The sequence below is a fragment of the Flavobacterium acetivorans genome (genome assembly GCF_020911885.1).
Lineage (GTDB): Bacteria > Bacteroidota > Bacteroidia > Flavobacteriales > Flavobacteriaceae > Flavobacterium > Flavobacterium acetivorans.
Window position 1 is genome coordinate 1620622 of the sequence record NZ_CP087132.1, and the last position, 12031, is coordinate 1632652.

Annotated in this window: 12 protein-coding genes; 4 read left to right on the forward strand and 8 right to left on the reverse strand. The window is 35.5% G+C overall.

Annotated elements, in window-relative coordinates; translation table 11 throughout:
- Positions 1–108 precede the first annotated feature (108 nt).
- From LNP19_RS07200 to LNP19_RS07210, 3 genes are read left to right on the forward strand one after another with little or no spacing between them, the layout of a single operon-like run.
- Positions 109–846, forward strand: a complete 738-nt coding sequence (locus tag LNP19_RS07200; protein WP_230064094.1) for a hypothetical protein — start codon at positions 109–111, stop codon at positions 844–846.
- Positions 847–876: 30 nt separating this feature from the next.
- Entirely contained in the window at positions 877–1827 is a 951-nt protein-coding gene (locus LNP19_RS07205; RefSeq protein ID WP_230064095.1) for a GSCFA domain-containing protein, read from the forward strand.
- A 2-nt stretch (positions 1828–1829) separates the two neighbouring features.
- The gene (locus tag LNP19_RS07210) at positions 1830–2450 is read left to right on the forward strand and encodes a DUF4230 domain-containing protein (protein ID WP_230064096.1); all 621 of its coding nucleotides are present in this window, start codon (positions 1830–1832) and stop codon (positions 2448–2450) included.
- Positions 2451–2586: 136 nt separating this feature from the next.
- Here the strand turns inward: LNP19_RS07210 and LNP19_RS07215 are convergent, their stop codons facing one another.
- From LNP19_RS07215 to LNP19_RS07250, 8 genes are all read right to left on the reverse strand, one after another.
- Positions 2587–4344: an aromatic amino acid hydroxylase gene (locus tag LNP19_RS07215; protein WP_230064097.1), complete on the reverse strand. Its 1758-nt coding sequence runs from the start codon at positions 4342–4344 to the stop codon at positions 2587–2589.
- Between the two features lie 211 nt (positions 4345–4555).
- Entirely contained in the window at positions 4556–5686 is a 1131-nt protein-coding gene (locus LNP19_RS07220) for an esterase-like activity of phytase family protein (protein WP_230064098.1), read from the reverse strand.
- Positions 5687–5721: 35 nt separating this feature from the next.
- Entirely contained in the window at positions 5722–6120 is a 399-nt protein-coding gene (locus LNP19_RS07225; RefSeq protein ID WP_230064099.1) for a group III truncated hemoglobin, read from the reverse strand.
- A 60-nt stretch (positions 6121–6180) separates the two neighbouring features.
- Positions 6181–7425 (reverse strand): threonine ammonia-lyase IlvA, encoded by a 1245-nt coding sequence (ilvA, locus tag LNP19_RS07230; RefSeq protein ID WP_230064100.1) that lies wholly within the window; start codon positions 7423–7425, stop codon positions 6181–6183.
- Positions 7426–7432: 7 nt separating this feature from the next.
- Entirely contained in the window at positions 7433–8017 is a 585-nt protein-coding gene (gene ilvN, locus LNP19_RS07235) for an acetolactate synthase small subunit (protein WP_230064101.1), read from the reverse strand.
- A gap of 359 nt (positions 8018–8376) precedes the next feature.
- Positions 8377–8916, reverse strand: coding sequence for a DUF4136 domain-containing protein (locus LNP19_RS07240; protein ID WP_230064102.1), 540 nt, complete (start codon positions 8914–8916; stop codon positions 8377–8379).
- A 49-nt stretch (positions 8917–8965) separates the two neighbouring features.
- Positions 8966–10957 carry a urocanate hydratase gene (hutU, locus tag LNP19_RS07245; protein ID WP_230064103.1) on the reverse strand — a complete coding sequence of 664 codons (1992 nt, stop codon included), beginning with the start codon at positions 10955–10957 and terminating at the stop codon, positions 8966–8968.
- A gap of 192 nt (positions 10958–11149) precedes the next feature.
- Positions 11150–11323, reverse strand: coding sequence for a C1orf53 family protein (locus LNP19_RS07250; protein ID WP_230064104.1), 174 nt, complete (start codon positions 11321–11323; stop codon positions 11150–11152).
- Positions 11324–11615: 292 nt separating this feature from the next.
- On the opposite strand from LNP19_RS07250, the gene LNP19_RS07255 reads away from it, so the two are divergent.
- Positions 11616–11945 (forward strand): hypothetical protein, encoded by a 330-nt coding sequence (locus LNP19_RS07255; protein ID WP_230064105.1) that lies wholly within the window; start codon positions 11616–11618, stop codon positions 11943–11945.
- Positions 11946–12031 lie beyond the last annotated feature (86 nt).

Sequence of the window (12031 nt, forward strand, 5' to 3'; positions counted from 1 at the left end):
GAATTAAGATTTTAACTTTAGCCAGTAAAATAGTTTGTGTTGAATTAGATTGAATTTATTCTAAAAATAGCTGGCTTGGGAGAGGTAAATAAAATAGTAAGTCTTTTGATGGTTTCGATAGTAGTACTTTGTTCTTGTTCAGAAGATAAAGTAAGTACGGATAAACTCTTGAGAAAAACAGTTAAAATTTCTGAAAATGGAACTTCGACCACTACTTTGTATAATTACAATGGCAATGAAATAGTAAGTGTTGACGGAGCAAAGAAATACATTAGCTATACTTATACGGATGGTCTCATTACTAAAATTATAACTAAAGACAAAGAGAGTCAATGGAGTGTCACATTAGATTATACCTATAATAAAGCACAATTAGTGCGCATGCATTCTTCAGAGGGTTATGTGATGAATTATAGTCATAAGGGAGATGGAACTGTTTCTTATGAGAAAGTAGTACTAGATTCTCAAAATCAGGAAACAAAAGTATTTCATGGAATTTTATATTTTGAAAATTGGAATTTAGTTAAAGATGAACGGATTTTTGACGATTCGCCGCAAGGTGTGTTATCTAAACAAAAAGTAAGTTTTGAATACGATTCCAAGAATAATCCTTTTTATAACATCTTAGGATATGCTAAGTTGTTAAGTCATAATGAGGTGATTTCAATTAATAATAATAGGTTGGCTGTAGTGGAGCGAGTTGTTATCCAAGATGATCAATTGACTTCATCGGCAAATTTGTATCAAGGTGTTTTTAAATATGACACTGATGATTATCCTGTAGAACACGTTACTGAAGCCAGTATTGTAAACCCAAATTATGTGAAAACCCAGTTTTTCTATTAATTAATACTTAATTTTGGGAAAAAATATAAAATGCAATTCAGGACCCCAGTACCTATTTCTAAGAGTATTTCCCCAATCGATTACAACTCAAAGATTATCTCTTTGGGTTCTTGTTTTGCGGTTAATATGGCGGAGAAACTGAATTATTTTAAGTTCGAAAATTGGTGTAATCCGTTCGGGATTTTGTTTCATCCTTTGGCTATTGAGAAGCTAATTGAATTTGCAGTATCTGAAAAAGAGTTTACTAAGGCTGATTTGTTTTTTCATAATGAACAATGGCATTGTTTCGATGCTCATTCCGATTTAAGTAATCCTAATCCCGATAGCTTGTCAAGTGATTTGAATGATACGATTAAGACTATGCATCAACAAATACTAGAAGCTACTCATGTCGTGATTACCTATGGTACGGCTTGGGTGTATCGAAATATTGACAATAATGAAATAGTTGCTAACTGCCATAAAGTTCCGCAAAAACAGTTTGAGAAAGAGTTGCTTTCGATTGAAACAATTAAAGAAAGTATGGAGAAAACAATGGATTTAATTTATTGTGTAAATCCTAATTGCAATATCATTTTTACCGTTTCACCCGTGCGTCATATTAAAGATGGTGTTGTCGAAAATCAGCTAAGTAAAGCACATTTGATTTCGGGTATCCATCAGCTAATAAGCAATAAAGCTAAACCAATAAGCTATTTTCCAAGTTATGAAATCATGATGGACGAACTGCGTGATTATCGTTTTTATGCCGAAGATATGTTGCATCCTAGCTCTGTAGCGATAGATTTTATTTGGAAACGCTTCAAAGAAACAAATATTTCTGAGCATTGTTTTTCAATTATGGATCAGGTAGAGACAATCCAAAAAAGTCTTTCACATAAACCTTTTAATCCTAACTCAGAAAGTCATCGTAAATTTGAAAGCAAACTGATGGATAAAATCAGTAAATTGGAATCTCAATATTCATTCATGAAATTTTAAATATGATTAGAAAAATAGGCATTGGAACAGGAATTATTGTCAGCATATTTTTATTGTTCAAGTTTTGTGAATTTAAAAAAAACGATGCTGAAGATTTAAATTACAATACAAATCTCATTCAGCAACAAATAGTCAACGTAGGTAAACTTGTGGTGACAGAAGGGCATTTTTCTGAAGTGATTACATATAAAAACCAAGAGAAATATTTGTTAGATATGCTTTCTTTTGAGAAAAAAGCCTTAGTAATAGTGAATGCTGATGTAACGGTTGCTTATGACTTGCATCAAATGAAATATAATATCGATGAAGAAAACAAAGTAATCACAATCATTAGTATTCCAAAAGAAGAAATAAAAATAAGTCCGGACATCCAGTTTTATGATGTGGAGCAAAGCAAATTGAACCCATTTACTGCCGAAGATTACAATAAAATAAATAAATCAGTTAAAACAAATTTGGCTAAGAAAATTGAAAAATCATCCTTAAAAAAGAATGCCCAGAACCGTTTAATAAGTGAACTGTCTAAAATATTGATTCTTAGTAATTCTTTTGGATGGAAGTTGCAATATAAAGGGGAGCTGATTGAAAGTGAAAAAGACATGAATCAGAAAATTAAACTTTAGAAACCTTAGGTTTCTATTAGTTTTAACAATCACTTATGTTTAGTTTTTTTGGATACTTTCAACCGCAAATCCGGTAATTATTGCTATAGCTTAGAATTGTATAATTTACGAATTTGCGAATTTGCGGTTTGCTTTTTTAGGCTTTTTCTTTAGTAAAAATCAATTCTAAGCCAGCATCAATTAAATGGGCCGTTTCAGGTCTTTTGATTTTCATTTTTTCAAGATAATCAAGCACTTTTGTTAAGAGCTCGGAGTCTTTTTGGTTTGCCAAAAGTTCAGCAATTTCTATGGCTAAAAGCCAATCATGGGAATGATTTGTAGTCAGTTTATTGAAGACAAAATTTAAGGCTGTTTGTGCGCCATTTGTTTCTCTGATGTCACGAACGGTTTTGTATAATTCTTCCAGTTCCTCTTTTTCTAAAGTGTGTTTTGCTTTGATGGTTTTGCTTGAAGGAATATGCGAAATCAAATCAAAACTGTTCACATCTGCGGGACCGGAAAATGCAGAAACTACTTTTTTGCCTACAGCCATGTCATAAACGCCCCATTCCGGTTGAAATAAGACAGTTTCACCATGAGTTACGGTGCAGTTATTCAATCGGATAAGTATGATTTCTCCTTGTAGGTTTCTGGAACCCGTAATTATTTCGCCTTCTACAGTAATATTGCCTTCAAATTCCAGTTTGACACTTTTGGATTCCAAGATATCGTAAGCATTCAAATCTTTTGGGCTCATATCTTCGATAGCAAGGTTAATTCCTTTTAGTTTACCAATTGGACTGCCAAATCCGTCTGGATGAGTCAAAGTCCCATGTCCTACCAGTTCTTTTTCGCGGTAAGCCAAGGCGGTTTTTCCGGTGGTTTGTATGTAAACGGGCTTGCCTTCGTCTTCAATTACATTGGTAAAAACACCCGAAATTTGTAGTCCGGTACTTAGTTCTATAGTTCCTAAAGCATTAGAAGTAATCAGCTTTTTTATACCGGATAATCCGCCAGTTCTTAAGGCCATTTTATTGGCAAAATCCTCTAAAACTAAATTCAGATAGGCAAAAGTTGGGGTGACATAAAGCTGTGGTTGCAGCTTAGTAATGTCAAAACTTTGATTGGCAGCCGATATATCGTAAGGGATTTTTTTGACATTGTCAGTCATACACCAAGCACTTTCACCAATGGATGAAAGCAAGCCGGCACCATATATCTTTGGATTTTCTACAGTACCTATCAATCCGTATTCTACCGTCCACCAATGTAGGTTTCTAATTTGAGCCATTTCGGATAGTTCACCCATGTCATTCTGTAAATCTTCCACCGCTTTTTCGGCGGCATCAATATCTGCTTGCGGAGTGTCTTCGGCTTCTTTCAAAATAGAAAGCAGTCGAATAGCTTCATACATTTCATAATCTTTAGATGAGGAAATGGCTTTGCAACCTATTTCTCCAAAACGACGTAAATATTCAGCATATTCAGGATTAGCAATAATAGGGGCGTGACCGGCACCTTCGTGAATAATATCCGGTGCTGGCGTGTATTCTATATGTTCTAATTGACGAATATCTGATGCAATAACAAGGACATTATAAGCTTGAAATTCCATGAAAGCATTTGGCGGAATAAATCCGTCAACAGCTACGGCTGCCCATCCTATTTCACTAAGGATTCGATTCATGCCATACATGCTGGGGATGTTGTCAATTTCTATTCCTGTTTTCTTCAAGCCATCTAAATAAGAATGATGTGCCACTTTTGAAAGGTAATCTACGTTTTTGCGCATCACGTAGCGCCATACTGCCTGATTAATAGGGTTGTACTCGCTATAGTCTTGAGGCTTAATAAATTGCTTTAAATGTTTTGGTAATCGCTCTAATAACGGATTAGTTTCAATAGTTGGATTCATTTCGAAAACGTTGTAGTTTAAGTCGTAAAAGTACAAATTTCAAGAGCTATTTACCGCTTTTCGTTGCAAGTTTTTTGTAGATTTTACTTTTTATAAGGGCTTATTGCTTTGATAGAATGAGAATTAACGGTAGCTTTTTAATATTTAAAAAAGTATAAAAAAAATCCGCAACAGCCATGTTGCGGATTCTGAATGATTTTAAACTTTTGTTTTATTCTACTTCAAATAATAATAATTGTGTTTTCTGTTTATCGGAGAAATTATTGTCCGATACAAAAATCAGCGATTGGTGTCCGTTTGCCAGTTTTGGCCCAAAAGTCAGTCCTTCAATATTGTCAGTAAAAATCCCCAAATCGTCCATGTTCAAGATTAATTTTTTTGAAGCGACTTCGATAGATTGGTTTTTTAAAGAAACAAGGTTTTTTACGTCAGTAGCTTTCTTCAAATGGCATAAATATACTTTTATCGTGCAGGCTAGGGTTCCGGTTGAATAGGAACGTTCCAGTACAAGTAATTGGTCTTTTTTGTAATATTGAATGGCTGCGACACCATTTACGCCAAAGGAGCCTTTAGGATTGGGTTCTTTGGCAATTGGATCCAATAGATATGCATATTGGGCCGTATTTTTTTTTGTTTTAACATTAAATTGATACAGTCTAATCAATGCGCCTTTATCTGTGCTGGCTTTTTCTCCGTCTTCAAAAAGAGGTTCTTCTATGCAGGTATAAATATTTTTGTAATTTTTATCAAATGTGATGCTTTCAAGGGTTCCATTATTTCGAGGTCCTTTCTCTTCTTTTTGCATTTCAAGATTAGAAGACAACTTAATGTAATCTTTAAAATTACCCTTCAAATCCATAAAAGTGATCGATGGATTTTGTAAAACGGTCTTGTCAGAAGTGAGGACGCGTGCGCCTTCGCTGCTCCAAATTAAAGAGTTGCTTTTGGGATTGTATCGAATGTCTTCGGGATCGGCAGAGGTTTCGGGAGTGCTTAACCAATTGCCAAAAAGTTTGCCCTCTTGATTTTTTAGGGTATGTGTATCTTGAAAATCGATGGCTTGTATCTGATTGTTATCCAGGTCGATTTTCGCTGTGTAAAATCGGGAAGAGTTAACTTGGGATCTTTCGTCACAGATCAGATAATAGGTATCTTGTTTTTTGTCGTAATCAATGCCGGAAAGTCCACCAATTTTGGTATTCTTGAAATCCTGATTGTAAGGAATTTCGATTGCGTTTACAAAATTTAAGCGGGGAGTTGAATTGGTTTGGCTTGCTTGTTTTAAATTCGAACAAGAAAGAAAAAAAGAGATGGAAAGGAATCCAAATAGAAGTTTACGCATGAGAATTGTCCGATGTTTATATTTAGAATGTATAATTAGTTTTGTGAATTGTTTTTTGCTGCATTTCTAAAATAATCAATCTTATAATTGAACATTTCAGCCATGTTTTTGGCGCGTAATTTTGCTTCATCAGCAATTGGGCCAACAAATAATCCGTCTATTGTTTCGCTGAAAATTTCCATCCAACGCTCAAAATGTTCTTTGGCAACCGGCAATTGTTTGTGCGGAGGAAAAGGACTTCCGGAATAGCTGTGGACTTCCAAAAGGATAGTTTGCCAAAAACGGTACATCTTTTCCAGATGTTCTGGCCATTGGTTTCCAATTTTTTCGTTGAATATAGGGCCAATGAATTCGTCTTTCTGAACTTTAGAATAGAAGGTGTTTACCAGTAATTTGATATCTTCTAAGGTTTTTATGTCTGTAAGGGTTGTCATAATTGGGTATAAAAAAAGCCTACGCAAAGGTAGGCCATAAATTAGGAAAGGGAAATTGTTTTATCCAATTAATTGAGTGAAAAGATCTTGTTTTTCGTTGAGGTATTTAAATTCAAATCCTTTATGTGTCATTTTGTTTTTGATAGCCATAATGTCATTCTTGTTTTTTAATTCCAGTCCTACAACGGCTGGACCTACCTCTCGACTGTTTTTCTTGGTGAACTGAAAATAAGTAATGTCGTCATCCGGACCAAGGATGTCATTTACAAATTCCTTTAAGGCACCTGGACGTTGCGGAAATTGGATCATGAAATAATGCATGAGCCCTTCATACAATAAAGAACGTTCTTTTATTTCGGCAGTTCTCTCGATGTCGTTGTTGCTTCCGCTGACGATACAAACCACGTTTTTTCCTTTTATTTCGTCTTTATAAAAATCCAAAGCCGCAATAGTTAAGGCTCCCGCTGGTTCTACGACCATAGCTTCTTCGTTATACAAGCGCAAAATAGTAGTACATACTTTTCCTTCGGGAACCAGAATAATAGCGTCAAGGTTTTTTTGGCATATTTCAAAAGTCATGTTGCCTACCTGTTTTACCGCTGCGCCATCCACAAATTTATCGATGCTTTCTAATGGTGTGTTTACACCTGCGGCAATAGCAGTTTTCATCGAAGGGGCGCCCTCAGGTTCTACACCTATGATTTTAGTATTGGGACTCAATTCCTTGAATACCTCCGAAAGTCCTGCTGCCAATCCGCCACCGCCAATAGGGACAAAGACATAGTCTATGGGCTCTTTGAAGGATTCTAAAATTTCTAAGCCTACGGTGCCCTGTCCTGCAATAACTTTTAAGTCATCAAAGGGGTGAACAAATGTTAGCTTGTTTTCTGTCGCATCTTGAGCTGCCTTTGCATAAGCATCGTCAAAAGTATCTCCTGTAAGTACAATTTCAACAAAGGATTTTCCGAATAATTGTACCTGTTTTACTTTTTGTTTTGGGGTGGTTTTAGGCATATAAATCTTGCCCTTTATTTTTAGTAAATTGCAGGAATAGGCAACCCCTTGTGCGTGATTTCCGGCACTGGCACATACAACCCCTTGGTTTTTTTCGTGTGATGTTAAGGTACTGATTTTGTTGTAAGCACCCCTTATTTTATAGGAACGTACAATTTGTAGATCCTCTCTTTTTAGTAATATATTCGATTCGAATTCTTCTGAAAGATTTAGGTTTTGGTTTAACGGTGTCGAAGAAATCACTCCGTTCAACTGACTCATTGCCGCTAACGCTTCTTTTAATATTTTCATAATCTATTTATTTTGTTTCAAAAACCATGTTGCTATGATTTGAAAATGGGTTGTTGCTGTGTTTTTGTGTTGAGGTTTTCTCTATGTCCAAAATACCTATTGGTTTTTCATTCGATTTTGGAAGTGCAATTCTACAAGTTTTGACAAATTCAATCAAATCATATTTCCGTAGTTCCTGAAGAAGATTATTGATTTCCTGTCCCTTTCCCTGGGCTTCAAATATGGCGTAATCTTCTTGAATCAGGACAGGCTTAGCTCCGTATTCCTTTAATAGTTGTTCCGCTTTTGCTTCTTTGAAGCTACTGGCTATTGGGACTTTGCATAATGCTGTTTCCTGTTCGATTATCTCCTCAGCGGTATTGGAATAAACTTCTAAAACACCCACTGTTTTTTCTATTTGAAGAATCAGATTTTTTACCACCGTATCAGTCTCGTTTAACACAATGGCAAATCTATATTTTTTTTCTATTTCGTTAAGTGAAATGTTTAAGCTTTCTGTTCTAATTTTTCTTCTGGAAAGAATAAGGTCAATTTTATTGATAAGGTTGAGCTCATTTTCGGTATAGATGCTTATGGTATATTCCTGTTTCATTGTTTATTTGTTTTTTTGAAAGTGTTTGCTTTTTTTGATTTTTAGATAAAAAAAAAGCCTTTCTCATTTTGGTGAGAAAGGCAAATAGGGGCACTATTATTCTGACTCGTCAACTGAAACGAATAATGATAATAATGATAATTGCGATTATAGATAAATTTTTCATTGGACTAAAAAAAAAACCTCCCGATGTGGGAGGTTTGATAAATATATTTGTTTTACTAATTTATATAACACTCCGCTATTATTGTTGAATAATAATAATGATAATAGCGATAATAATGTTACTTAAATTTTTCATTGTTTTTTGTTTGTTGGGCAAATGTATCGATTATTTGATAAAATCAAATTAAAAAATATTATTTTTTTGAATTTGAAGGAGGGAACTGCGCTAAAATTTTTGAGACAAATTCATTAATTTGGCTTTCTTTTTTGGCGCGATTTTCAGTTAAATAACCATTGCCTTCACCTTCCCAAACTAATTCTTTTTTCTTGGCATCAATTAAATCAATATAAAGGGTTCCTTCTGTAGAAGAGCTTACATAAGTGCGTCCTCCCCAAAGGTAAGGATTCCATCCCCATCCCCAGCCATATCCCCAGCCGGCATTGTATTGATTTACATCTAAACGCTCTCTTTCTTTAGTAAGAATATTGATGAGTAAATCTGGATTTTCGCTTTTGGTCATTCCTTTTTTGCTTAATTCGTTGTCAATTGCATGAAGAATTCTTTTCTTGTCTAATTCTGAAATATTAGCTCTGTCAATACCTCTTTTATGGAAAGCATAGGTTTTGTATTGATTGAAATCAACATTGGTATCATAATCTGAATATACTCTGACGGAACTGCATGATGCAATAACGAAAAGTAAGAATACTGGAAGGAATTTAATTGCTTTCATGTCTTAAATATTTGGTTACTATGTGTTTACTAAAGATACGCTCAAATTTTTAAAAATCCAATAGCTCGTCTGCCACTGTATTAGGAAGAGTGACCTTCAATAGAGGTTGTGTTGCCATTGCCCTTTTTATGGCAAAGACAGCTCCTTCATTTCTTGCCCAACTTCTTCTGGAAATCCCATTATTAACATCCCAAAAGAGCATGGATTGCAAACGTTTAGAGGCTTCTGTTGAACCATCAAGAACCATACCAAAACCACCGTTAATAACCTCGCCCCAGCCAACTCCTCCTCCGTTATGGATTGATACCCAGGTGGCACCACGGAAGCTGTCTCCTATTACGTTTTGTATGGCCATATCGGCTGTAAAACGGGATCCATCATAAATATTGGATGTCTCTCTGTATGGAGAATCAGTTCCGGAAACATCGTGATGATCGCGACCTAAAACGACTGTTCCAATTTCTCCTTTGGCAATAGCCTGATTGAAAGCTTCGGCAATTTTTACACGACCTTCTGCATCGGCATATAAAATACGTGCTTGAGAACCTACGACTAATTTATTTTCTTGAGCTCCTTTTATCCACTGAATGTTATCAGCCATTTGTTGCTGGATTTCTTCAGGTGAGTTTTTCATCATTTCCTCAAGAACCGCACATGCAATAGCGTCTGTTTTTGCCAAATCTTCTGTTTTGTTAGAGGCGCAAACCCAACGGAATGGGCCAAACCCATAATCGAAGCACATAGGTCCCATGATATCTTGTACATAACTTGGGTATTTGAATTCTCTTCCTAGAGTAGGATTTTCGGCCATTACATTTGCTCCGGCGCGGGATGCTTCCAGTAAAAAGGCATTTCCATAGTCAAAGAAATAAGTTCCCTTGGCAGTATGTTTGTTAATAGCATCGGCATGACGGCGTAATGTTTTTTGGACCTCGACTTTAAATTGTTCCGGATTGTTGGCCATCATTTCATTCGATTCTTCGAAACTAAAACCAGTAGGATAGTAGCCTCCAGCCCATGGATTGTGAAGTGAGGTTTGGTCAGAACCTAAATCGATATGTATGTTTTCTTTGTCAAATTTTTCCCAAACATCAACCACATTTCCCAAATAGGCAATAGATACGATTTCTTGGTTGGCTTTGGCCAAAGCGACTCTTTTTACTAGTTCGTCAATGTCTTCTATAACTTCATTGATCCAACCTTGACTGTGGCGGATGTTGGTGATTTTAGCATTAACTTCGGCGCAAACGGTGATACAGCCGGCAATGTTTCCGGCTTTGGGTTGTGCCCCACTCATACCGCCTAATCCTGAGGTTACGAATAGTCCCCCTGATGGACTGCGTTTTATTTTTCTAAAACCATTTAAAACGGTAATAGTTGTACCGTGTACAATTCCTTGCGGACCAATGTACATATAGCTTCCGGCGGTCATTTGTCCGTATTGAGAAACGCCCAAAGCGTTCATTTTTTCCCAATCATCCGGTTTAGAGTAATTAGGAATTACCATTCCGTTGGTCACCACTACTCTTGGTGCTTCTTTATGCGAAGGGAATAAGCCCATTGGGTGGCCAGAATAAATGGTCAGTGTTTGCTCATCGGTCATTTCCGATAAGTATTGCATGGTTAGGAGGTATTGTGCCCAGTTTTGGAAAACGGCTCCATTGCCTCCGTATGTAATTAACTCATGTGGATGTTGGGCTACGGCATAATCCAGATTGTTCTGGATCATTAGCATAATGGCTTTTGCCTGTTCGCTCTTTCCTGGATATTCTTGAATAGGTCTCGCACGCATTTCATAATCCGGGCGCAAACGGTACATGTAAATGCGACCGTAAGTTTCCAGTTCTTCTCGAAATTCAGGAATTAATTCGGCATGATGTTTCGGCTCAAAATAGCGAAGCGCATTGCGAAGTGCCAGTTTTTTTTCTTCTGCCGATAGTATTTCTTTACGTTTAGGTGCGTGATTGATGTTAGCCTCGTACGGTTTTGGTTGAGGTAATATAGCAGGGATTCCCTGTTGAATTTGTTCTTGAAAAGTCATTTTAGATAGATTCGTTAATTTATTAAAAAGCCACTTTGAAACCTTGTCGGTTTTCGCGGATTGTCATTTGTAACGAAACAACTAGGGATAACGAATATCCGATCGGTGGTAGGACTTGTGAATCCTTATCCTGTATTTTTGCAAACGAATATCCATTTTGTTTTTAATTAAAGGCAGTTAGTTTTTATTTGACTATTTTTTATTTGTTCCTGTTTTTTTATCATAGCCATAAGGACAATGACGACATCCGCTTTTGCAACAATAGCCTCTTTTGAGATGGAATTTTTCCGTAAAGCATTTGTATCCTTCTGGGGTGTAATAGAAATCTTCTCCTTCTATTATTTTATTTTCATTATTTTGAGTCATCTTTTTTTGAAGTATTCTATTGTTTTTTGGAATGCTCGTAAATTAAAAACAACTTTAATAATTGGATTTTATGTTAAAATACGCAATTCCAGATGTACAAATTTATAGATTTTATAGTGAATGATTGTTAATGCTACCGAATATTTAAATCCTAAGCTTTTTGAAGTTTGTTTGGACAAGTTATTTTGATTTTAAAAAAAAAAATAATTTCTTAAAAAGGGCTGTATTTTAAATTCCTAATTTTATAGAATTTCATGATTGTTTTGTTTTAATTTTTTCAAAATCCTATTCAATGATTTTTATTGTATCTAAATATTTGGTTCCAAAAGGATATCGCGGATTAACGGTGTTTCCTTTTGTTTTTTTGAAATGCTGTATTGATAAAGAGAGTGGTGTTCTTATAAATCACGAAAAAATTCATTTGCGCCAACAGATAGAACTGTTAGTACTTCCTTTTTTTATTTGGTATTTTTTGGAGTATTTGATTCGATTGCTTCAGTTTAGGAATAGCCATTTAGCGTATCGAAATATCAGTTTTGAGCGCGAGGCTTATGCTCATGAATCTGAATTAGGTTATTTGAAGAAACGGTCTTTTTTTAGATTTGTCAAATTTTTAAGGTAAAAGGAGAAGGCAAATACCTTAAACCGGAAGCTTATAAAAAAAATGCAGTGGATGTAGATTGCCTTTTTTTATATATAAATTTTACC